The sequence below is a fragment of the Enterobacter sp. SGAir0187 genome (genome assembly GCF_002952735.2).
In the GTDB taxonomy this organism is placed as follows: Bacteria; Pseudomonadota; Gammaproteobacteria; order Enterobacterales; family Enterobacteriaceae; genus Enterobacter; species Enterobacter quasiroggenkampii.
The window spans coordinates 4487271-4508336 of the sequence record NZ_CP025034.2 but is presented as its reverse complement, the minus strand read 5'-3'; the positions used below and the strand labels follow the sequence as shown (position 1 = coordinate 4508336).

Sequence of the window (21066 nt, the reverse complement as noted above, 5' to 3'; positions counted from 1 at the left end):
GACGACAGATGAACAATATGGCAGTCTTGCCGCCTGACGACGAAAAATAACGAGGAAACGTTTATGACAATTGTGCGCATTGATGCCGAAGCCCGCTGGTCTGATGTGGTGATCCATAACCAGACGCTCTACTACACCGGCGTCCCGGCTAACCTGGATGCGGATGCGTTCGAGCAGACGGCCAATACTCTGGCGCAGATTGACGCGGTGCTGGAAAAACAGGGCAGCGACAAATCCCGCATTCTGGATGCGACGATTTTCCTGGCAAACAAAGAAGACTTCGCGGCAATGAACAAAGCCTGGGACGCGTGGGTGGTGGCGGGTCACGCGCCTGTACGTTGCACCGTACAGGCCACGCTGATGAAGCCGGAATACAAGGTCGAGATTAAGATTATCGCGGCGGTTTAAGCCCGATCACTCTTCATCTTCATCCTCGAAACGCGCCACGATCCGCTCGCCGGTATGCGTGGCGCGCAGTTCTTCCGCCACCTGGGAAATCGCCTGTCCGCTGCTCATCCCCTGGGACATCAGTTCCTGAATTCGCTCAACCGCTTTCTGCTGCTGTTCATGGCTCAGAGAAGGTAAACCTGCAAACATCGTCAACTCCTGCTAAATTATTCGCGCTAATTATTTCACGCTGCCCGGTAGTATGCCACACATGAACATGCGCTTCCCCACTGTTATTACCCTGCCCTGGCGGACAGACGCCGCTGAATACTGGTTTGCCCGTCTGAGCCATCTTCCGTTTGCGATGCTGCTGCACTCCGGCCATGCGGATCATCCCTTTAGTCGCTTTGATATTCTGGTCGCCGATCCGCTGAAGACGCTGACCACCGACGACCTGTCCCTGACGGACGATCCGCTGGCGCAGCTTCAGCATGCCATTCACGCGCTGGGCTTATCTGCCCCCCCCAACCCGGACCTTCCTTTTCAGGGGGGCGCGCTGGGCCTGTTTGGTTACGATTTGGGTCGCCGTTTCGAAACGCTGCCCGAGCATGCGCAGGCTGATATTCCCCTGCCCGACATGGCCGTGGGGCTGTATGACTGGGCGTTAATTGTCGATCACCAGAAAAAAACGGTTTCCCTGCTGAGCCATCGTGACGTGCAGGCGCGTCTGGCCTGGCTTGAGGCGCAACAGGCTGCACCCGCAGAGACGTTCACGCTGACCTCCGGCTGGCGCTCGAACATGAGCGCCGCGGAATATGCCGAAAAATTCTCGCGCGTTCAGGCGTATCTGCAAAGCGGTGACTGCTATCAGGTTAACCTCGCCCAGCGCTTCGAGGCGACCTATCGGGGAGATGAGTGGCAGGCGTTTACCCGTCTTAATGCCAGCAATAAGGCACCGTTCAGCGCCTTTGTGCGTCTGGAACAGGGGGCGATCCTCAGCCTGTCGCCCGAGCGCTTTATTCATCTGGCCGAGGGCACGATTCAAACCCGCCCGATTAAGGGCACGCTTCCACGCCTTGCCGATCCCGACGCCGACCGTCAGCAGGCGGAAAAACTGGCCGCCTCGCCAAAAGACCGCGCCGAAAACCTGATGATTGTCGATCTGATGCGTAACGACATTGGCCGGGTGGCCGTGCCGGGCAGCGTCCGCGTGCCGGAACTGTTTGTCGTCGAGCCTTTCCCTGCGGTGCATCATCTGGTCAGCACCATTACCGCGCAGTTGCCAGACTCGCGCACGGCCTGCGACCTGCTGCGCGCCGCGTTCCCGGGCGGCTCCATCACCGGCGCGCCGAAGGTGCGGGCAATGGAGATCATTGATGAGCTGGAGCCCCACCGCCGCAATGCCTGGTGCGGCAGCATCGGCTATATCAGCCTGTGCGGCACCATGGATACCAGCATTACCATTCGTACGCTGACGGCCTGCGACGGAAACCTTTACTGCTCGGCCGGGGGCGGGATTGTTGCCGATAGTCATGTCGATGCGGAATATCAGGAAACCTTTGATAAAGTTAACCGTATCCTGAAACTACTGGAGTAATCACGGGTGGAAAAAGAGAACCTGACGCTGGATGACTTTTTATCGCGTTTTCAGCTATTAAGACCGCAGGTCAACCGCGAGGCGCTGAATCAGCGTCAGGCGGCCGTGCTGATCCCGGTCGTGCGTCGCGCGCAGCCGGGCCTGCTGCTCACCCAGCGTTCCGCCCATTTACGCAAGCACGCGGGTCAGGTCGCTTTTCCGGGGGGCGCGGTAGACAGCTCCGACGCCTCGCTGATTGCCGCCGCGCTGCGCGAAGCGCAGGAAGAGGTTGCCATTCCGCCGGAGGCCGTTGAGGTCATCGGCGTGCTGCCGCCCGTCGACAGCGTCACCGGTTTTCAGGTCACGCCGGTGGTCGGCATTATCCCGCCGGGCCTGCAGTATCACGCCAGCGTCGATGAAGTCTCCGCGGTGTTTGAAATGCCACTGGATGAAGCCCTCCGACTGAGTCGTTATCACCCGCTGGATATTCAGCGTCGTGGGCATGACCATCGGGTCTGGTTGTCCTGGTATCAGCATTATTTTGTCTGGGGCATGACGGCGGGCATTATTCGTGAGCTGGCGTTGCAAATCGGCCTGAAGCCTTGACTATACTTTACATTCCGCCCTCTTCTGCCAGGTTTGCGATCTGCGTCGCGCTATTAGCAAAACCCATCGTTAACCATTAGTTTAATTCATGTGAATAGTTAAGCCGAGGTCGGTGTTCCCTCTTACACTATGCGCAGTTATAACATCGTTACTGGAACCCCGGTAACCCTGTCAGGAGTGTGAAAGTGATTAGTATATTCGACATGTTCAAAGTGGGAATTGGCCCTTCGTCTTCCCATACTGTTGGCCCGATGAAGGCCGGTAAACAGTTCGTCGATGATCTGGTCGAAAAAGGATTACTGGAAAGCGTTACCCGTGTCGCCGTGGATGTTTACGGCTCGCTGTCATTAACGGGTAAAGGCCACCACACCGATATCGCCATTATAATGGGTCTGGCAGGCAATATGCCGGATACCGTTGATATTGATGCCATCCCGGCATTCATCCGCGACGTGGAAACACGCGGCCGCCTGCTGCTGGCAAACGGCCAGCAGGAAGTCGATTTCCCGCAGGATGACGGCATGCGTTTTCGCAGCGACAACCTGCCGCTGCATGAAAACGGCATGACCATTCACGCTTATAGCGGTGAAAAAGAGATCTACAGCAAAACGTACTACTCCATCGGCGGTGGTTTCATCGTGGATGAAGAGCATTTTGGCAAAGACAGCGTCGGCGACGTCAGCGTACCGTACCCGTTCAAATCGGCGACCGAGATGCTGGGTTACTGCAAACAGACCGGTCTTTCCCTGTCCGGCATGGTGATGCAGAACGAACTGGCGCTGCACAGTAAACAAGAGATTGAAGACTATTTTGCCAACGTCTGGCAAACCATGCGCGCCTGTATCGATCGCGGGATGAACACCGAAGGGGTTCTGCCGGGTCCGCTGCGCGTGCCGCGTCGTGCCTCTGCTCTGCGCCGTATGCTGGTGACCACGGACAAATTCTCCAACGACCCGATGAACGTGGTCGACTGGGTGAATATGTTTGCACTTGCGGTTAACGAAGAGAACGCCGCCGGTGGCCGCGTCGTGACGGCGCCAACCAACGGCGCGTGCGGCATTGTTCCTGCGGTGCTGGCGTATTACGACCACTTTATTGAGCCCGTGACGCCAGACATCTATATCCGTTATTTCCTGGCAGCAGGTGCCATCGGCGCGCTGTACAAGATGAATGCCTCCATTTCCGGTGCGGAAGTGGGCTGTCAGGGTGAAGTCGGCGTGGCCTGCTCCATGGCGGCGGCAGGTCTGGCAGAGCTGTTGGGTGCAAGCCCTGAGCAGGTCTGCGTGGCGGCTGAAATCGGTATGGAACATAACCTCGGTCTGACCTGCGATCCGGTCGCGGGCCAGGTGCAGGTGCCGTGCATTGAGCGTAACGCGATTGCCTCGGTGAAAGCCATCAACGCCTCACGTATGGCGATGCGCCGTACCAGCGAACCTCGCGTATCGCTGGATAAGGTGATTGAAACCATGTACGAAACGGGCAAAGACATGAACGCGAAATACCGCGAGACGTCCCGTGGTGGCCTGGCCATTAAGGTGCAGTGCGACTAATACTGCCTTTCGCCCATCTGCAACGGATGGGCGAATTTCCCTCTTCTTCCTCGTCTCCTTCTGCTTTCCCCACTACACTTTCACTGTTGCGTCCGGCTTTTGTGGCTGGTGGCTTATCAGGCGACCGTTCATGCAAACTGCACAAACGATCATTAAAAACTATCGCCGAAAACGCGTTATCGTCTGTGTGACGGTTGCGCTCCTCACGCTCATCCTGACGCTGGGCATTCGCTTTATTTCCCAGCGCAACGTTAACCAACAGCGGATCCTCGATTTTACCAGCCATACCGTTCGCGCCCTTGATAACGTTCTACTTTCGCTGGAAAACCACCGCAACGTGCTGCAGCCGCTGGTGGGACAGCCCTGCCCGCAGGTGCAGCTGGCGCTGCGACAGCAGGCAGCCATTTTGCAGACGGTACGTTCTATCGCCCTGATTAAAGACGGTATCCTGTATTGTTCGAGTATTTTCGGCAGCCGCAGCGAGCCTGTTCGTGACGTCCTTCAGGAACTCCCCGCCAGCACGGCAAAGCTGATTTTATCGACCGACCAGTGGCTGCTTAAGGGCAGCCCTGTTTTGATCCAGTGGTATCCCGTCTCCCGGGACGGTGAAGAAGGCGTCGTCGAGATTATTAATATCGACCTGATCGCCAGAATGATCCTCGAGCCCCAGCGTCCGCTCATCAATGACGTGGTGCTGACAGTCGGCGATCGTTTTTTACGCTACGGTCAACGCGTCACCGACAGCCTGACGTTTGATGAAAAGAGCGCCCTTTTCCAGCAATCTTCAACCCGAAATCCTTTCACCATTACGGTCAGCGGACCTGGCCCCGGTGAGTTAGCCTTAAAAAGCCTGCCCGCCCAGCTGCCGCTGGGGCTGATGCTCAGCCTGCTGCTGGGCTATCTCGCCTGGCTGGCGACGGCAAACCGGATGAGCTTTACGTGGGAGATCGATATGGGCATTGCGGCGCGGGAATTTGAGCTTTTCTGCCAGCCGCTGGTGAATGCCCGCACCCAGGCGTGCACGGGCGTTGAGATCCTGCTGCGCTGGAATAATCCCCGTCAGGGTTGGATCACCCCGGAGGTGTTTATCCCTCTGGCAGAAGAACATAACCAGATTGTCCCCCTGACCCGCTATGTCATCGCCGAAACGGTGCGCCAGATAGGCTACTTCCCGTCCAGCGCCGGTTTCCATATCGGCATTAACGTTGCCGCCAGCCATTTCCGTCACGCTGTACTGGTACATGACCTGAACCGTCTCTGGTTCAGCGCCAATCCGCGACAGCAGCTGGTGATTGAACTCACGGAACGGGATGCGCTGCTGGACGCGGATTATCGCATCGTGCGCGAACTGCATCGCAAAGGCGTGAAGCTCGCTATCGACGATTTTGGCACCGGGAACAGCTCCCTCTCCTGGCTTGAGAAGCTGCATCCGGACGTCCTGAAAATCGACCAGTCCTTTACCACCGCCATTGGCACGGATGCCGTGAATTCAACGGTGACGGACATGATCATTGCGCTGGGCCAGCGGCTGAATATCGAGCTGGTTGCGGAAGGGGTCGAAACGGAAGAGCAGGCGCGCTATTTACGCCGTCACGGCGTTCCAGTCCTGCAGGGCTTTTTCTATGCGCGGCCGATGCCGCTACGGGATTTTCCAGACTGGCTGGCGGGAAGTGCTCCCCCGCCAGCGCGTCATAACGGGCACATCGTGCCCTTAATGCCGCTGCGTTAAGCAGACTTACTCATCTTCGTCGTGGGCAGATTGTTCTTTAACAATACGGACCATATCAACGCGATAGTCATTGGCTTCGACAATGGTAATGTGCAGCGGCGGCAGCTCGATCACATCGCCAACACGCGGGATCTGGCCATTTACGGCGATAACCAGACCGGCAACGGTCGCGATGTCTTCTTCATCGTTGACCACGTTTTCCAGCCCCAGCGTGTGCGAGAGCGCGTGCAGGTCGGTGGTACCTTTAACCAGCCAGCCTTCGCCATCGGCAACAATTTCCGGCGTTTCGTCTTCATCCGGGAATTCACCGGCGATCGCTTCCAGCACGTCCAGCGGCGTCACCAGCCCCTGCACCACGCCAAACTCGTTGGTGACAATAACAAAGCTACCGCGAGCGCGGCGAAGCACCCCGAGCAGGTTGATCGGATCCAGCGTTTCCGGCACCACAATCGCAGGCGATGCAGCAGCAACGGCTTCGACGTTAACGCCCTCTTCCAGGGCGACCAGCATCTCTTTCGCCCGCACCACGCCGATGATTTCATCCAGTTCACCACGACATACCGGGAACAGGCTGTGCGGTGAAGAGAGCAGCTGCTGGCGAATTTCATCAACGCTCAGGTTAGCATCGACCCAGCTGATCTCCCCGCGCGGCGTCATGATGCCGCGCAGCGAACGGGAGGCCAGAGAGAGCACGCCGTTAATCATGTAGCGTTCCTGTTCCACAAATGCCCCTTCCGGGACCGGAACCGGGTTATGGTTTTCGGAATCAGACTGGACGTTCACCTGACGACGACCGCCCATCAGGCGCAGAATGGCATCTGCGGTACGGGCGCGCAGCGGCTGATTCGACTGCTGCTTGATAAAGTTACGGCGCGCAATCTGGTTGAACAGCTCGATCAGGATCGAGAAGCCAATCGCGGCGTACAGGTAGCCTTTCGGAATATGGAAGCCAAAGCCTTCCGCCACCAGGCTCAGACCAATCATCAGCAGGAAGCTCAGACACAGTACCACCACCGTTGGATGCTGGTTCACAAAACGCGTCAGCGGTTTCGACGCCAGCAGCATGACCGCCATCGCAATAACCACCGCTGCCATCATGACCGGCAGATGGTTCACCATGCCGACCGCCGTGATCACCGCATCCAGCGAGAAGACCGCATCCAGCACCACGATCTGCAGCACCACCACCCAGAAACTGGCATAGCCTTTACCGTGCCCATCATCGTGCTGACGGTTTTCCAGCCGCTCATGAAGTTCTGTCGTCGCTTTGAAGAGCAGGAATATCCCCCCGATCAGCATGATTAAATCACGCCCGGAGAAGGTGTAATCCATGACGGAGAACAGCGGTTTGGTCAGCGTGACCATCCACGAGATGACGGAGAGCAGCCCCAGTCGCATGACCAGCGCCAGCGAGAGTCCAATCAGACGCGCTTTATCACGCTGTTTTGGCGGCAGCTTATCCGCAAGGATGGCGATAAACACCAGGTTATCAATGCCGAGAACGATCTCCAGCACCACCAGCGTGAGCAATCCCACCCAGATTGACGGGTCCATTAAGAATTCCATGACAAGCTCCTGCTAAAGGAATGACGAAACGGTGCCCCACTCAATGTGGGCAAAACAGAGGTAAACAGAGTCGATACGTGGCGAAGATCGCCGGTGAAAAAGGCGCGGAATGGCCTGAAAGATGACTGACGTCGGTGACGGTCCATATAGTGGGCTGGAGCCCTATACTCCTGAACAATTAAACGGAGGCTAAACATATCAGAGAGACTGTGTTTTTAGCAAAGATTTACGTTCCTTTGCAAAGTTCTGTAACACAGCGGCTTTACGCTACAGATAATTCTGCAACGCGTGGCTAAATTACGGATCTTCATCACATAAATTATTTTTTCACTATCTAAAATAATTCGCGGAAGTCTTAGTTTTTTGAACTCTAACCCTTATCTGAATCGATTCGGTTCGCCAATACGATTCTCAGTACGACTGCCTGGCAGGCGTATTAATGATAATAAAAGGAGGTAGCAAGTGACCATTGCTATTGTCATAGGCACACATGGTTGGGCTGCTGAGCAGCTACTCAAAACGGCAGAGATGCTGTTGGGCGAGCAGGAAAACGTCGGCTGGATCGATTTCGTTCCCGGTGAAAACGCCGAGACGCTGATAGAGAAGTACAACGCTCAGCTCGAGAAGCTGGATACCAGCAAAGGCGTGCTGTTTCTCGTTGATACATGGGGCGGCAGCCCGTTCAATGCTGCCAGCCGCATTGTCGTCGATAAAGAGCACTATGAAGTTGTCGCCGGGGTCAATATTCCCATGCTGGTGGAAACCCTTATGGCGCGCGACGACAATCCGTCCTTCGATGAGCTGGTTGCACTGGCCGTTGAAACCGGCCGTGAAGGGGTTAAGGCCCTGAAGGCACAGCCGGTTGAAAAACCTGCCCCTGCGCCTGCAGCGGCACCGAAAGCGGCGGCACCGGCAAAACCAATGGGCCCGAATGATTACATGGTGATCGGCCTTGCGCGTATTGATGACCGCTTAATCCACGGTCAGGTTGCCACGCGCTGGACCAAAGAGACCAACGTTCGACGCATTATCGTGGTCAGCGACGAAGTGGCCGCTGATACCGTACGTAAAACCCTTCTGACTCAGGTTGCTCCTCCTGGCGTTACCGCGCACGTTGTGGATGTCGCCAAGATGATTCGCGTTTACAACAACCCGAAATATGCGGGCGAACGCGTGATGCTCCTGTTCACTAACCCAACAGACGTTGAGCGCATTGTTGAAGGCGGCGTGAAAATCACCTCCGTTAACATTGGTGGTATGGCATTCCGTCAGGGCAAAACGCAGGTCAACAACGCCATTTCAGTCGATGCGAAAGATATCGAAGCATTCAACAAGCTGAATGCACGCGGTATTGAGCTGGAAGCCCGTAAGGTTTCCACGGACCAGAAACTGAAAATGATGGATTTGATCGGCAAAGTTGGGAAATAAGCCCGCGCCGGTTTTTCACATAATGCTTATGTAATAGGAGAAGTACAATGGAGATTACCACTCTTCAGATTGTGCTGGTGTTCGTGGTCGCATGTATTGCGGGTATGGAATCCGTACTTGATGAATTTCAGTTCCACCGTCCTCTGGTGGCCTGTACGCTGATTGGGGCCGTTCTGGGTGACATGAAAACCGGTATCATCATCGGTGGTACCCTGGAAATGATCGCCCTGGGCTGGATGAACATCGGTGCGGCAGTTGCGCCCGATGCCGCGCTGGCCTCTATCATTTCGACCGTTCTGGTTATTGCCGGTCACCAGAGTATTGGTGCAGGTATCGCCCTGGCGATCCCGCTGGCAGCCGCAGGCCAGGTTCTGACCATCATCGTTCGTACTATCACCGTTGCCTTCCAGCACGCGGCGGATAAGGCGGCCGACAACGGCAACCTCACGGCCCTGTCATGGATCCACGTTTCATCCCTGTTCCTGCAGGCGATGCGTATCGCAATCCCGGCGGTTATCGTCGCGATCTCTGTGGGTACCAGTGAAGTCCAGAGCATGCTGAACGCCATTCCTGAAGTGGTCACCGGCGGCCTGAACATCGCGGGCGGTATGATCGTGGTCGTTGGTTATGCGATGGTCATCAACATGATGCGCGCAGGCTACCTGATGCCGTTCTTCTACCTCGGCTTCGTGACCGCGGCCTTCACCAACTTCAACCTGGTTGCACTGGGTGTGATCGGTGCGGTGATGGCGATTCTCTACATCCAGCTCAGCCCGAAATATAACCGCGTTGCGGGTGCCCCAGCGCAGGCTGCTGGTAACAACGATCTCGATAACGAACTGGACTAACAGGTGAGCGAAATGGTTGATATGACAAAAACTACCACCGAGAAAAAACTCACTCCGGGTGATATTCGTGGCGTGTTCATCCGTTCTAACCTGTTTCAGGGTTCATGGAACTTCGAACGTATGCAGGCACTGGGTTTCTGCTTCTCCATGGTACCGGCGATCAAACGCCTGTACCCGGAAAACAACGAAGCACGCCGTCAGGCCATCAAGCGTCACCTGGAATTCTTTAACACCCATCCTTACGTTGCGGCCCCCGTTCTGGGCGTAACGCTGGCGATGGAAGAGCAGCGTGCAAACGGCGCAGAGATTGACGATGGTGCCATCAACGGTATCAAAGTCGGTCTGATGGGTCCGCTGGCCGGTGTCGGTGACCCTATCTTCTGGGGTACCGTGCGTCCGGTCTTCGCGGCACTGGGTGCCGGTATCGCGATGAGCGGCAGCCTGCTTGGCCCGCTGCTGTTCTTCATCCTGTTCAACGCCGTGCGTCTTCTGACCCGTTACTACGGCGTGGCCTACGGCTACCGTAAAGGGGTGGACATCGTTAAGGACATGGGCGGCGGCTTCCTGCAGAAACTGACTGAGGGGGCGTCAATCCTCGGCCTGTTTGTCATGGGCGCGCTGGTAAACAAGTGGACGCACGTGAACATCCCGCTGGTGGTATCGACCATCACCGGACAGGATGGTCAGACCCGCGTCACCACCGTGCAGACGATTCTGGATCAGCTGATGCCGGGCCTGGTCCCGCTGCTGTTGACCTTCGCCTGTATGTGGCTGCTGCGTAAGAAAGTGAACCCGCTGTGGATCATCGTTGGCTTCTTCGTCATCGGTATTGCGGGCTACGCCGTCGGCCTGCTGGGTCTGTAAGTATCAATGCTATAGGCCGGGGGCTTGCCCCCGGTTTTTTTTATCTGGAGGATGAATGACTGTCACGGACATCGTACTGGTTTTGTTTGTTGTTGCTCTTCTGACTTACGCGATCTATGACGAGTTCATTATGCCCCGCCGTCACGGCGAGACGCTGCTCTCCCTTCCCCTGCTACGACGCGGGCGCGTGGATGCCTTTATCTTCGTGGGTCTCATCGCCATTCTTATTTACAATAACGTCACCAGCCATGGTGCATTATTAACCACATGGTTATTATGTGCGCTGGCATTAATGGCGATTTATCTGTTCTGGATCCGCACACCAAAAATCATTTTTAAATCCCACGGATTCTTCTTCGCCAATGTATGGATAGAATATAACCGTATTAAAGAGATGAATTTATCCGAAGACGGCGTGCTGGTGATGCAATTAGAACAACGCCGCCTGCTTATTCGGGTGAAGAATATTGATGACCTGGAAAAGATATACAAGTTACTCGTTAAAACTCAATGAGTTAGATATATAGCAACGGCTATATCCTGTGTTTATTTTGCGCAAGAAATATAGCCGAAGCTATATCCCAGGGCTAATTGATACGCTATTTGTTAACGATATTTTCACGATTAAAGACAAATGAAAATCGTTATCAACAAACGTTTTAAATAATGCCTTTTCATTGTTGTTTTATATTCTCAAAATATGTTAAGGTTGCGCCCGTCGTTGGGGAGTAGCCGATTTCCTGTTCGCAGGAAATGTACGTGTCAACATACTCGTTGAAAAACGTGGCACGTACGGATCGCTTACCGCACATCTTAAGTGCATTGCGATCAGGCGAGACCATAGATACATCAACTGCTGTTTACTGGGGGCAGTGATGTGTCATATGGATATCCCCGGTCTGGACGCTGTTATGAATATCTCCGCTACGATCCTTCTCGCTTTTGGCATGTCCATGGACGCCTTCGCTGCTTCCATCGGAAAAGGCGCCACGCTACACAAACCTAAATTCTCAGAAGCCCTTCGTACCGGCCTGATTTTTGGCGCTATCGAAACGCTGACCCCGCTTATCGGCTGGGGACTTGGCATGCTCGCCAGCCAGTTCGTGCTGGAGTGGAACCACTGGATTGCCTTCGTCCTGCTGGTGTTCCTCGGAGGCCGAATGGTCATTGAAGGTTTTCGCGGCGGCGATGATGAACACGAGGAGCCGCAGCACCGCCACGGCTTCTGGCTGCTGGTCACCACGGCCATTGCCACCAGCCTTGACGCGATGGCCGTTGGTGTGGGTCTGGCCTTTCTGCAGGTCAATATTATCGCCACCGCGCTGGCTATTGGCTGTGCAACCCTGATTATGTCCACGCTGGGCATGATGGTAGGACGGTTTATCGGCCCGCTGCTGGGTAAACGCGCCGAGATCCTCGGGGGGATTGTGCTGATTGGCATTGGCGCCCAGATCCTCTGGGCACACTTCGCCGGCTAATCTTCGCGCTGCCAGATGTGGATGCTGAAGTCCGTCTGGCAGCGAAATGTTGAATGTGCCGCCAGCGTTTCCCACACCTCCGGTTTTGCCCGCCACGCGAACGGCGTCATTTGCAATAACGCGACGGCCTCTTCCCCTTTCAGCGTCATTTCGTACGCCACCGATTCCGCCTGCTTCAGGGTAAAACCGCCCAGTTGCTCTGAATGCGGGGCATGCAGACGCACTTCGTCGTAGATCAGCCCTTTCAGCTCCATCAGATGACGCGGGCCTGGGGTCACGGTGACCACCCATCCGCCCGGCTTCACCACGCGCGCCAGCTCCTCTGCCTTACACGGCGCGTAGATGCGAATAACCGCGTCCATGCTGGCATCGTTAAACGGCAGCCGGTGGCTGGAGGCCACGCAGAACGTCACGTCGGTATAACGCTTCGCCGCCGCGCGAATGGCCACTTTCGACACGTCCAGACCGAATGTGTTTGCGCCCTTCTCACGGGCAACCTCCGCAAACCGTGCGGTGTAGTACCCTTCCCCACAGCCGATATCGAGCATGGCGGTGGCTGAAGCAGGCAGAATATCATTGAGCATCTGCGTGACGGCCTCACGCAGCGGCAGATAGTGTCCGGCATCGAGAAACGCGCGGCGCGCCCGCATCATCTCAGCACTGTCGCCAGGATCGCGGGAACGCTTATGCTGCACCGGCAGAAGATTCACGTAGCCTTCTTTTGCCCGGTCAAACTGATGCCCCTGCGGACAGGTATACCGTTTATCTGAGTGCGTCAGGGGGGCGTGGCAAAGGGGACAGCTGAAGGACATGGCAACTCCGGAGCATAATCAAAGGGCGAAGTGTACCGCTATTCGCCCCTGTTATAAACGCCCGGTTAGCGCATGACGATAAGGTGATCGGACCCTGCCGGTAACCCGTCAGGTTTGATATTCTCCAGACGCAGCACGTTACCCATAATCTCACTGAAGACAGGGGCAGAGACGGCCCCGCCGTAGTAAGCCCCGTTTTGCGGATCGTTAATCACCACCACCAGGGCAAAACGCGGATTGCTGGCAGGGGCAACCCCCGCCGTGTAGGCGACATATTTATCGACATACTTCCCGCTATCGTCAATTTTCTTCGCCGTACCGGTTTTCACCGCCACCCGGTAATCACGTACGGCAGCCTTAACGCCTCCGCCGCCCGGCAGCGCAACGCTCTCCATCATGTGCTCCACTTCATGGGCAATCTCTTTCGGCATGACGCGATGCCCGATAACGGGGGGATCGATGCGGGTGATCGAGAGCGGACGCTCAAGCCCGTACCCGCCAATCGTGGCGTAGACGTGGGCCAGCTGGAGCGGCGTAACCATCAGCCCGTAGCCGAAGGCAAAGGTCGCGCGATCGAGCTGGCTCCAGTATTTACGCTGTGGCAACAGCCCCGAGCTTTCCCCCGTTAAGCCAAGCCCCGTATTGGTGCCAAAACCAAAGTTTCGATAGGTATCGATGAGATGCTGGACAGGCATCGCCAGCGAAAGTCGGGAAACGCCGGTGTCGCTCGATTTTTGCAGGATCCCGGTCATCGTCAGCTCAGGGTAAAAGCCCACGTCGCGAATGCGATGTCCATCAAGGGTATACGGGTGGGTGTCAATCACGCTGTCCGGCTGGACCAGCCCCTGCTGCAGGGCCGTCATCAGCACCAGCGGCTTGACGGTCGAACCGGGTTCGAACGTATCGCTGATTGCGCGGTTGCGAAAATCGTTTATCGTCGCCCCTTCACGATTATTGGGGTTAAAATCCGGGTAGCTCGCCATGGCGAGGATTTCCCCGGTTGGGATATTAATCAGCACCGACGCCCCCGACTCGGCCTTGTTCCAGGCCACGGCATTGTCGAGTGCATCTTCGGTGATGGTTTGCAGCCGCTCGTCAATACTTAACTGGATGTTATGCGCCGGTGCGGGCGCAATTTCGGTCAGGTTTTCAACCACGCGTCCATAGCGGTCTTCCCTTACCTGACGCACACCCGGCTTGCCGGTGAGTTGCGCGTTGAAGCTCTTTTCCACACCTTCGATGCCCTGCCCGTCAATATTGGTGAAACCAATCAGGTTCGCTGCCACATGGCCAGCAGGATAAAAACGGCGGGACTCATCGCGCAAATTGATGCCGGGCAGATTCAGTTTGTCGATCCACTTTGCCTGCGCAGGATCGACCTGACGGGCAAGGTAAATAAAACGCCCCTGTGGGTTGGCGTTGATGCGTGCCGAGAGTGTGCCGAGGGAGAGATGCAGCGCGCTGGCCAGCGCCTGCCAGCGCTCATCAAGGCCGACGCCCCCTTTTGCCAGCACCGTTTTAGGATCGGCCCAAACGGCCTGGACAGGCACGCTCACCGCCAGGGGGCGACCCTCACGATCCATTATCATGCCGCGCGGCGCATCAATCGCCAGCTGGCGGAGGGATCGCATATCCTCCTGCTTCACCAGATTGTCAGGCTTGATGATTTGCAGCCAGGCAACGCGGCCCAGCAGAAAAGCCAGACTACAAAAAATAGCTAAACAGAGCAGCGCAAAACGCGCTGGCGTGAAATTGCCAGCGGTCATTATCAATTTCTTCTTCACCTGAACCCCAGGGCTGTAAAACAACGCCCTGATTTAACGGGAAAAGACGGCGAGAAGGTGGCGAAACAATGCTACTAACCTCGTAACTTTGCAACAAGTTACTAACATGACCGCGGATGGTAATATTTTGAAAGATAAGGGACATAAAAAAGCCCCGCGACAGGCGAGGCTTTATGTCTGAGAGTGAAGTGCCGGGCACTTCAGTCAGCAGCGGTTCGATCAGATAGCAGTTACGTTAACTGCAGCTGGGCCTTTCTGGCCGTCCTGAATTTCGAACTCAACGTTCTGGCCTTCAGCCAGAGTTTTGAAGCCGTTACCCTGGATTGCAGAGAAGTGTACGAACACGTCTTTGCTGCCGTCAGCAGGAGTAATGAAACCAAAACCTTTAGACTCGTTGAACCACTTAACTTGACCTTTAATCTTTGCCATTTTGCAAAATTCCTTAGAGTGTTTTCTTAGCCCGCAGGCATTAACTGAGATAAAACTGAGACATTACTGCATGAGGCACTAATATAAGGTTCGGCAGAGAAGCGGTATTCAACGACAACGTGTTTACTCAGGACTTCTTTACTGAAAATGCCACACATAAACAGAACTGTACCTCGTTTGACCCAAAACGTGTTATCACACACTATGTTTAATATGGCAAGCCATTTTTAAACATGTCTCGATCCGCCGCACAAATTCGAACAGTGCCTGTCAGGTTTTGCACAATTATGCGCATCACGAACAGACAGCCCTGCTGCGTAACAAAGACCCAGCGTTGCTTTCACAACCGCTGTAATCTAAGACTTTTTTAACATAGCTCAATCATTACGAACCGTCCAGCAAACAGGAAAAGAAATCTTACGTCTTGATTGAGTTAGAACAATTTGTGAAAACTTATGCTTAAATCATTGTAACGCGACCAAATTGTTTCAGAGAAAAAACAGTGTTAATAACCGGCGCCCAGTTGTATTAAAATGCACCAGCGAATAAACAGCGTTATGCACCAAAATAATGAAATTTTTATGACTGTGCATCAAAAGAAGGCAAGCAAAACGTTTCGATAAAAATAAAACATTCCTGCGCGCGTTTACATCAACAATATATGCAACAATTTATCGCTTCGTTTGTAAGGATAAATATTCACCAATTTTCAGTATCCTGAAAGAATGGTTAACTGGTGCTAAATTATCGAGTGCGTGAGTTAACTCCTGCACAGGTTCATCTAAGGCCTCATCTGCCAGTTCAAACACGCCCCAGTGAATAGGGAACGCCAGAGGTGAGCCCAGCTGCTGCCACAATGCCACCGCAGATTGCGGATCCATATGATGGACAGCCATGAACCATCGTGGGGCATAGGCACCAATCGGTAACGCGGCGGCATCTATCTGGCCCAGGCGTTCAGGAATTAACAGCAGCTCAGGTGAATAACCGGTATCACCGCTAAACCAGAAACGGTGATGCCGTCCTTCCATCACCCAGCCGCACCATAAGGAACGATTGCGGTTCCATGGCGTGCGCATGCTCCAGTGCTGTGCCGGTACGGCGGACAGCGTCATCCCCTGCCAGGTGAAACTCTGCCACCAGTCGAGTTCCACCACGTGTTTTGCTCCCCGGCGACGAAACCAGTCGGCGAGGCCCAAAGGAACAAAAATACTGACGTCGGGAAAGCGTTTGAGGATTCGGCGAATGGTTGCGTCATCAAGATGATCGTAATGATTATGGGAAATGACGACCGCATCCAGCTGATGAAGTTGCTCGACAGACAGTACGGGGGGAGTCTTACGCTGGGGTCCCAGGAAAGGCAGCGGAGAAGCGCGTCGAGAAAACACCGGATCGGTAAGGATGATATTGCCGTCCAGCTGTAGCAACACGCTCGCGTGTCCGAGCCACCATACCCCATCTTCCTGAGGTTGCGTAAGCTCAACCGGTTGCCACCACTGGCGGATAAAGTCTTCATAACCCAGCGCGGGCGGCTTCGGTAATCCGGCCTCTTTACGCGCTTTACGCCAACGGTCAAGGTCGCCGGGTTGATGTCCGACAGGATCGGTATTACAAAAACCGTTTGGGGTGTGATGTTTCAGGGAGGGGTCATACCAGGGATTTTTCCAGACCACAGCCACCTCCCAGGACAAAAAGATTAACGCTCGGCCACCAGGCGGATAAAGTCGTCTTCGTCTTTGTTATCTTCAGCGACCGCGTCTTTCGGCGCGTCTTTCTCTTCCGGTTCGTTAGCCTCACACAGACGGCGTAGCAGCGCATTCTGACGTTTTTGCTGATCGAGCAGCGCTTCCAGCAGTTCGATCTGCTCGTTAGTACGGGAACTGGCGCGGTTCACGAAAAACCAGATGACCAGCCCTACAAGCAGTACCACCAAAGAAATCATCAGGGATGCTATATTCAGCAGCCCTGAATTCAGTAACTCACCCATTTCACCACCTCAATAAAAACATCTATTTTACCACTGGCGCGAAAGAAGGAAATCACGTTGAGAAAAAATGTCTATTACCACGGAATAAACTTGTTTATTGCGCAAACGCCGCTAAAAAACTGTACATCCTGATCGCACATCACATTGATCGTCTGCGTCCATAAAACCACACACGCTATCAGCACGATAATCAGAATTACCCAGCGTATTTTTTTCACTCCACACTCCGTCTAAGGACCTGATGTAACGAGATTATCACGCTTATCTTAAACAAGGACTAACTGTGCCTCCATCGCGCCTTTTTCAGAATCCTGCACTTGTTTCATCGCGTAAACGCTTTACGCTAGCATTACGATAACAACGATAAAAGAGGTAATGATGCGATTCATCATTCGAACAATTATTGCACTGGCCCTTGTCTGGATTGGCCTTCTGTTAACGGGCTATGGCGTGCTCGTGGGGAGCACCGAAAACGCAGCCGGGCTAGGCATTCAGTGTAAATATCTAACAGCACAGGGAACGAGCATTGCCCAGTATCTGCATACTGACAGCGGGATCGTTGGCTTAACCCACTGCCCTGTACTGCGTAAAACATCCGTCGTGATTGATAATGGCTAATCAGCCTGGTGAATGACACACAAAAAACGCCGCATCAAATGCGGCGTTTTTTTCTACCTGCAGGAATTAAAACGGATAGTCGTGATACCCCATCTGTTCAGAAATTTTCCGTGCCGCAGTGTGCAGAATAGCCACATACTCATGCAGACGCTCTTCGGAGAAGCGTAAGGTTGGGAAGGAGATACTCAAGCCCGCGATCACCACGCCAAAGCGGTCAAATACCGGAACACCGATGCAGCGCAGCCCCTCTTCCTGCTCTTCGTTATCTTCGCCATATCCCTGCTCGCGCACGCGGTCGAGCACCGTCAGCAGCGCATCCGTGCTGGTAATGGTTCGTGAGGTACTTTGCTTGTATTCCACGCCTTCAAGGATCTGCTTCACTTCCTCGCGATCGCGCCACGCCAGCAGAACTTTACCAATGGCGGTACTGTAGAGCGGGTTGCGGCGACCAATGCGCGAATACATGCGCAGATTGTACATGGAGTCGATTTTATGGATGTAAACGATGCTGTCTTCATCCAGCGCACCGAGATGAATGGTCTCTTTGGTCAGGCGAGAGATTTCACGCATCTGAATGTCAGCGCTGCGGATCAGGTCAACATTTTGTAGCGCACGCGCACCCAATTCAAACAGCTTCAGCGTCAGAGAATACTTTTCAGATTCGCCTTCCTGCGCAACGTAACCCAGTGACTTCATGGTTTGCAAAAAGCGATAAACGGTGCTTTTTGACATCATCACGCGCTGCGACAGCTCTGTAATACCTATTTCACGCTCTTCTCCAAGCGCCTGCAAGATGCCAAACACCTTCAGCACGGAAGAAACAGAATCTGGCTGTTTATCCAAATCCGCAATAGCCATTTACCACCTCATAGCGAGTGTTTTATAAAAATCAGAACCGGTTTTTATTATAAGTTCCCGTCATGTCACCTGCAATCAATCCGCGTTTACTTCGTTACAAATCTGCGACATATCGCGGCTGTAACAATGCTAAAATAGTTACCCTGAGAATAATTTCACGCTGAGCTTTTTACTCCTGATGGAAAAGAATCTTTCTGATGGCCTGCCATTACCCCAGCGGTATGGCGCAATAGCGACCATCATTATCGGTATCTCAATGGCCGTCCTTGACGGCGCGATTGCAAACGTTGCCCTGCCAACCATCGCCAGCGACCTGCATGCCTCACCCGCCAGTTCGATTTGGATTGTTAACGCCTACCAGATTGCGATTGTGGTGTCACTGCTCTCGTTCTCTTTCCTCGGCGATATGTTCGGCTACCGCCGGGTATATCAGTGCGGCCTGGTGGTTTTCACTTTTACCTCCCTGCTCTGTGCCCTTTCAGATTCACTGCATACCCTGACGCTTGCGCGTATTGCGCAGGGTTTTGGCGGCGCGGCGCTCATGAGCGTAAACACGGCGCTGATCCGCTTGATTTATCCGCAGCGTCATCTGGGGCGCGGAATGGGGATAAACTCGTTTATTGTCGCCGTCTCTTCTGCCGCCGGGCCAACCATTGCGGCGGCGATCCTCTCCGTTGCGTCATGGCAATGGCTGTTCGCCATTAACGTGCCACTGGGTATCGTCGCCATCTTTTTTGCTCTGCGCTTTCTTCCCGCTAACGGCTCCAAAAGCAGCATGCCGCGCTTCGACGTGGCAAGTGCGGTGATGAATGCTCTGACCTTCGGCCTGCTGATTACGGCGCTGAGCGGCTTTGCCCAGGGACAATCTCTGGTGCTTACCGCCGCGGAGCTCATCGCCCTGCTGGCGATCGGCTTCTTCTTTGTACGCCGCCAGCTCACCCTGCCAGTTCCTTTGCTGCCCGTTGACCTGCTGCGTATTCCCCTCTTTTCGCTCTCCATCTGCACGTCTGTCTGCTCGTTCTGCGCCCAGATGCTGGCTCTGGTCTCCCTGCCCTTCTTTCTGCAGAGCGTAGTTGGCCGCTCAGAAGTGGAAACCGGGCTGCTGCTCACCCCCTGGCCGCTGGCGACGATGGTGATGGCACCGCTGGCAGGTTATTTAATTGAACGTGTTCATGCCGGTTTATTGGGCGCTTTGGGGCTGGCGGTGATGGCGACAGTCCTTTTCGCGTTAGCATTGTTGCCCTCGTCGCCTTCGGATCTGGACATCATCTGGCGCATGATCCTCTGCGGCGCAGGGTTTGGCCTGTTCCAGTCCCCCAATAATCACACCATTATCACCTCAGCACCACGGCATCGCAGCGGTGGGGCAAGCGGTATGCTGGGAACCGCGCGTCTGCTGGGCCAAAGCAGCGGTGCGGCACTGGTCGCCCTGATGTTTAACCTTGCCGGACAAAACGGTAACCACCTTGCGCTCCTCACCGCAGGCGCCCTTGCCACCCTAGCGGCGGTCGTCAGTGGCCTGCGGGTGACCCAGCCCAGGGTTCAGGCATAAAAAAAACCGGGCGGAGTGTTCTCCCGCCCGGCTTTTTGTGTTTTGTTGCGTTACTTCAGGTATTCCCCACTGCGCAGCGCTTCAATACGCTTATCCAGCGGCGGGTGAGACATAAACAGCTCGCTCAGCGATTTGGATTTACCGTTAATGCAGAAGGCCATCATGCTGTTCGCTTCCTGCGGCTCGTAGGAGGTTTTGAGACGCTGCAGCGCGGCAATCATCTTCTCACGACCAACCAGCTTCGCAGAGCCGGCATCCGCGTGGAATTCACGGTGACGAGAGAACCACATGGTGATGATGCTCGCCAGAATACCGAATACCAGTTCCAGAACCATCGACACAGCAAAATAGATCAGCGGGTTGCCGTTGCTCTCTTCGCCTTCGTCGCGGTTGCCGCCCATGAAGCCCGCGGCAATCTGCGCCAGAATACGGGAGATAAAGATCACGAAGGTGTTTACCACGCCCTGAATCAGGGTCATGGTCACCATGTCACCGTTAGCGATATGGCTAATTTCGTGGGCGATAACCGCTTCGGCTTCGTCACGGCTCATGTTCTGCAGCAGTCCGGTGCTGACAGCAACCAGTGACGCATCGCGACGGGCCCCCGTGGCGAACGCGTTGATATCCGGAGCATGGTAAATGGCCACCTGCGGCATGGCGATCCCGGCCTGACGGGACTGCTGAGCCACCGTATTCATCAGCCACTGTTCCATATCGTTACGGGGTTGCTCAATGACCTCCCCCCCTACCGATTTCAGTGCCATCCACTTTGACATCAGCAGGGAGATGAACGAGCCACCAAAACCAAACAGCAGCGCCATAATCAACAGACCCTGAACGCTGCTCGACTGAATTCCTGTCAGGCTTAGCACGAGCCCGAAAACCACCATCACCGCCAGGTTGGTGAGCAGGAAGAGCGCGATTCGCATCATAATTTTCTTTTTACCTCAGTTTAACAAAACGCACTATGCGATTACCCACATCGTATGGGTAT

23 protein-coding genes, 1 pseudogene and 1 riboswitch are annotated in these 21066 nt (G+C 54.7%); of the genes and pseudogenes, 12 read left to right on the top strand and 12 right to left on the bottom strand.

Annotation, left to right across the window (positions count from 1 at the left end; all coding sequences use genetic code 11):
• Positions 1-63 precede the first annotated feature (63 nt).
• Positions 64-408, top strand: coding sequence for a RidA family protein (locus CWR52_RS21565; protein WP_023312193.1), 345 nt, complete (start codon positions 64-66; stop codon positions 406-408).
• Positions 409-414: 6 nt separating this feature from the next.
• Here CWR52_RS21565 and CWR52_RS21560 read toward each other — a convergent pair whose 3' ends face one another.
• Complete coding sequence (locus CWR52_RS21560) at positions 415-597, bottom strand: YoaH family protein (protein ID WP_008500497.1); 183 nt, start codon at positions 595-597, stop codon at positions 415-417.
• A 61-nt stretch (positions 598-658) separates the two neighbouring features.
• On the opposite strand from CWR52_RS21560, the gene pabB reads away from it, so the two are divergent.
• The 4 genes from pabB to CWR52_RS21535 all read left to right on the top strand — a co-directional run bounded on the left by pabB (position 659) and on the right by CWR52_RS21535 (position 5848).
• Positions 659-1984: an aminodeoxychorismate synthase component 1 gene (pabB, locus tag CWR52_RS21555; protein ID WP_104950712.1), complete on the top strand. Its 1326-nt coding sequence runs from the start codon at positions 659-661 to the stop codon at positions 1982-1984.
• 6 nt (positions 1985-1990) lie between these two features.
• Positions 1991-2569: a CoA pyrophosphatase gene (locus tag CWR52_RS21550; RefSeq protein ID WP_045908238.1), complete on the top strand. Its 579-nt coding sequence runs from the start codon at positions 1991-1993 to the stop codon at positions 2567-2569.
• A 185-nt stretch (positions 2570-2754) separates the two neighbouring features.
• Positions 2755-4119, top strand: a complete 1365-nt coding sequence (gene sdaA, locus CWR52_RS21545) for an L-serine ammonia-lyase (protein WP_008500494.1) — start codon at positions 2755-2757, stop codon at positions 4117-4119.
• Between the two features lie 130 nt (positions 4120-4249).
• Positions 4250-5848 (top strand): EAL domain-containing protein, encoded by a 1599-nt coding sequence (locus CWR52_RS21535; RefSeq protein ID WP_104950711.1) that lies wholly within the window; start codon positions 4250-4252, stop codon positions 5846-5848.
• 6 nt (positions 5849-5854) lie between these two features.
• Here CWR52_RS21535 and yoaE read toward each other — a convergent pair whose 3' ends face one another.
• Together yoaE and CWR52_RS23620 are read right to left on the bottom strand one after the other, a co-directional pair.
• Positions 5855-7414 carry a CNNM family cation transport protein YoaE gene (yoaE, locus tag CWR52_RS21530; protein ID WP_008500492.1) on the bottom strand — a complete coding sequence of 520 codons (1560 nt, stop codon included), beginning with the start codon at positions 7412-7414 and terminating at the stop codon, positions 5855-5857.
• The gene (locus tag CWR52_RS23620) at positions 7402-7560 is read right to left on the bottom strand and encodes a protein YoaL (protein ID WP_414650396.1); all 159 of its coding nucleotides are present in this window, start codon (positions 7558-7560) and stop codon (positions 7402-7404) included. Before CWR52_RS23620 ends, yoaE begins: the two co-directional genes overlap by 13 nt.
• 316 nt (positions 7561-7876) lie before the next feature.
• On the opposite strand from CWR52_RS23620, the gene manX reads away from it, so the two are divergent.
• From manX to mntP, 5 genes are all read left to right on the top strand, one after another.
• The gene (manX, locus tag CWR52_RS21525) at positions 7877-8842 is read left to right on the top strand and encodes a PTS mannose transporter subunit IIAB (protein WP_045908235.1); all 966 of its coding nucleotides are present in this window, start codon (positions 7877-7879) and stop codon (positions 8840-8842) included.
• A gap of 47 nt (positions 8843-8889) precedes the next feature.
• Positions 8890-9690: a PTS mannose transporter subunit IIC gene (gene manY / locus CWR52_RS21520; RefSeq protein ID WP_024909729.1), complete on the top strand. Its 801-nt coding sequence runs from the start codon at positions 8890-8892 to the stop codon at positions 9688-9690.
• Between the two features lie 12 nt (positions 9691-9702).
• Positions 9703-10554: a PTS mannose transporter subunit IID gene (locus tag CWR52_RS21515; protein WP_006810994.1), complete on the top strand. Its 852-nt coding sequence runs from the start codon at positions 9703-9705 to the stop codon at positions 10552-10554.
• A gap of 55 nt (positions 10555-10609) precedes the next feature.
• Positions 10610-11068, top strand: a complete 459-nt coding sequence (locus CWR52_RS21510) for a DUF986 family protein (protein WP_104950710.1) — start codon at positions 10610-10612, stop codon at positions 11066-11068.
• A gap of 197 nt (positions 11069-11265) precedes the next feature.
• Positions 11266-11456: riboswitch (yybP-ykoY riboswitch) on the top strand.
• 9 nt (positions 11457-11465) lie between these two features.
• Complete coding sequence (gene mntP / locus CWR52_RS21505; protein ID WP_045908281.1) at positions 11466-12032, top strand: manganese efflux pump MntP; 567 nt, start codon at positions 11466-11468, stop codon at positions 12030-12032.
• Here mntP and rlmA read toward each other — a convergent pair.
• The 7 genes and pseudogenes from rlmA to mgrB all read right to left on the bottom strand — a co-directional run bounded on the left by rlmA (position 12029) and on the right by mgrB (position 17262).
• The gene (gene rlmA, locus CWR52_RS21500) at positions 12029-12844 is read right to left on the bottom strand and encodes a 23S rRNA (guanine(745)-N(1))-methyltransferase (RefSeq protein ID WP_104950709.1); all 816 of its coding nucleotides are present in this window, start codon (positions 12842-12844) and stop codon (positions 12029-12031) included. The genes mntP and rlmA overlap by 4 nt on opposite strands.
• A gap of 65 nt (positions 12845-12909) precedes the next feature.
• Positions 12910-14610: a peptidoglycan glycosyltransferase FtsI gene (gene ftsI, locus CWR52_RS21495; protein ID WP_104950708.1), complete on the bottom strand. Its 1701-nt coding sequence runs from the start codon at positions 14608-14610 to the stop codon at positions 12910-12912.
• Between the two features lie 237 nt (positions 14611-14847).
• Positions 14848-15057: a transcription antiterminator/RNA stability regulator CspE gene (cspE, locus tag CWR52_RS21490; protein WP_001062678.1), complete on the bottom strand. Its 210-nt coding sequence runs from the start codon at positions 15055-15057 to the stop codon at positions 14848-14850.
• A gap of 13 nt (positions 15058-15070) precedes the next feature.
• Positions 15071-15215, bottom strand: a pseudogene (locus tag CWR52_RS21485) (DUF2627 domain-containing protein).
• A 513-nt stretch (positions 15216-15728) separates the two neighbouring features.
• Positions 15729-16730, bottom strand: a complete 1002-nt coding sequence (locus CWR52_RS21480) for an MBL fold metallo-hydrolase (RefSeq protein WP_104950707.1) — start codon at positions 16728-16730, stop codon at positions 15729-15731.
• Positions 16731-16753: 23 nt separating this feature from the next.
• Positions 16754-17044 (bottom strand): YebO family protein, encoded by a 291-nt coding sequence (locus CWR52_RS21475; protein ID WP_024909723.1) that lies wholly within the window; start codon positions 17042-17044, stop codon positions 16754-16756.
• A gap of 74 nt (positions 17045-17118) precedes the next feature.
• Positions 17119-17262, bottom strand: a complete 144-nt coding sequence (gene mgrB, locus CWR52_RS21470; protein ID WP_006175995.1) for a PhoP/PhoQ regulator MgrB — start codon at positions 17260-17262, stop codon at positions 17119-17121.
• 160 nt (positions 17263-17422) lie between these two features.
• On the opposite strand from mgrB, the gene CWR52_RS21465 reads away from it, so the two are divergent.
• Positions 17423-17662 carry a YobH family protein gene (locus CWR52_RS21465; RefSeq protein ID WP_104950706.1) on the top strand — a complete coding sequence of 80 codons (240 nt, stop codon included), beginning with the start codon at positions 17423-17425 and terminating at the stop codon, positions 17660-17662.
• Between the two features lie 66 nt (positions 17663-17728).
• Here the strand turns inward: CWR52_RS21465 and kdgR are convergent, their stop codons facing one another.
• Complete coding sequence (kdgR, locus tag CWR52_RS21460) at positions 17729-18520, bottom strand: DNA-binding transcriptional regulator KdgR (RefSeq protein ID WP_023312208.1); 792 nt, start codon at positions 18518-18520, stop codon at positions 17729-17731.
• A gap of 178 nt (positions 18521-18698) precedes the next feature.
• Between kdgR and CWR52_RS21455 the strand changes: the two genes are divergently transcribed.
• Complete coding sequence (locus CWR52_RS21455; RefSeq protein WP_104950705.1) at positions 18699-20072, top strand: MFS transporter; 1374 nt, start codon at positions 18699-18701, stop codon at positions 20070-20072.
• Positions 20073-20122: 50 nt separating this feature from the next.
• On the opposite strand, the gene htpX is transcribed toward CWR52_RS21455, so the two are convergent.
• Positions 20123-21004, bottom strand: a complete 882-nt coding sequence (gene htpX, locus CWR52_RS21450; protein ID WP_014884290.1) for a protease HtpX — start codon at positions 21002-21004, stop codon at positions 20123-20125.
• Positions 21005-21066: the final 62 nt, after the last annotated feature.

Excerpts from the sequence above, each read along its gene's own strand:
- CWR52_RS21565 (WP_023312193.1), top strand. The coding sequence starts at position 64 with ATGACAATTGTGCGCATTGATGCCGAAGCCCGCTGGTCTGATGTGGTG.
- CWR52_RS21560 (WP_008500497.1), bottom strand. The coding sequence starts at position 597 with ATGTTTGCAGGTTTACCTTCTCTGAGCCATGAACAGCAGCAGAAAGCG.
- pabB (WP_104950712.1), top strand. The coding sequence starts at position 659 with ATGAACATGCGCTTCCCCACTGTTATTACCCTGCCCTGGCGGACAGAC.
- CWR52_RS21535 (WP_104950711.1), top strand. The coding sequence starts at position 4,250 with ATGCAAACTGCACAAACGATCATTAAAAACTATCGCCGAAAACGCGTT.
- yoaE (WP_008500492.1), bottom strand. The coding sequence starts at position 7,414 with ATGGAATTCTTAATGGACCCGTCAATCTGGGTGGGATTGCTCACGCTG.
- CWR52_RS23620 (WP_414650396.1), bottom strand. The coding sequence starts at position 7,560 with ATGGACCGTCACCGACGTCAGTCATCTTTCAGGCCATTCCGCGCCTTT.
- manY (WP_024909729.1), top strand. The coding sequence starts at position 8,890 with ATGGAGATTACCACTCTTCAGATTGTGCTGGTGTTCGTGGTCGCATGT.
- CWR52_RS21515 (WP_006810994.1), top strand. The coding sequence starts at position 9,703 with ATGGTTGATATGACAAAAACTACCACCGAGAAAAAACTCACTCCGGGT.
- CWR52_RS21510 (WP_104950710.1), top strand. The coding sequence starts at position 10,610 with ATGACTGTCACGGACATCGTACTGGTTTTGTTTGTTGTTGCTCTTCTG.
- mntP (WP_045908281.1), top strand. The coding sequence starts at position 11,466 with ATGAATATCTCCGCTACGATCCTTCTCGCTTTTGGCATGTCCATGGAC.
- rlmA (WP_104950709.1), bottom strand. The coding sequence starts at position 12,844 with ATGTCCTTCAGCTGTCCCCTTTGCCACGCCCCCCTGACGCACTCAGAT.
- ftsI (WP_104950708.1), bottom strand. The coding sequence starts at position 14,610 with ATGACCGCTGGCAATTTCACGCCAGCGCGTTTTGCGCTGCTCTGTTTA.
- cspE (WP_001062678.1), bottom strand. The coding sequence starts at position 15,057 with ATGGCAAAGATTAAAGGTCAAGTTAAGTGGTTCAACGAGTCTAAAGGT.
- CWR52_RS21475 (WP_024909723.1), bottom strand. The coding sequence starts at position 17,044 with ATGGGTGAGTTACTGAATTCAGGGCTGCTGAATATAGCATCCCTGATG.
- CWR52_RS21465 (WP_104950706.1), top strand. The coding sequence starts at position 17,423 with ATGCGATTCATCATTCGAACAATTATTGCACTGGCCCTTGTCTGGATT.
- kdgR (WP_023312208.1), bottom strand. The coding sequence starts at position 18,520 with ATGGCTATTGCGGATTTGGATAAACAGCCAGATTCTGTTTCTTCCGTG.
- CWR52_RS21455 (WP_104950705.1), top strand. The coding sequence starts at position 18,699 with ATGGAAAAGAATCTTTCTGATGGCCTGCCATTACCCCAGCGGTATGGC.
- htpX (WP_014884290.1), bottom strand. The coding sequence starts at position 21,004 with ATGATGCGAATCGCGCTCTTCCTGCTCACCAACCTGGCGGTGATGGTG.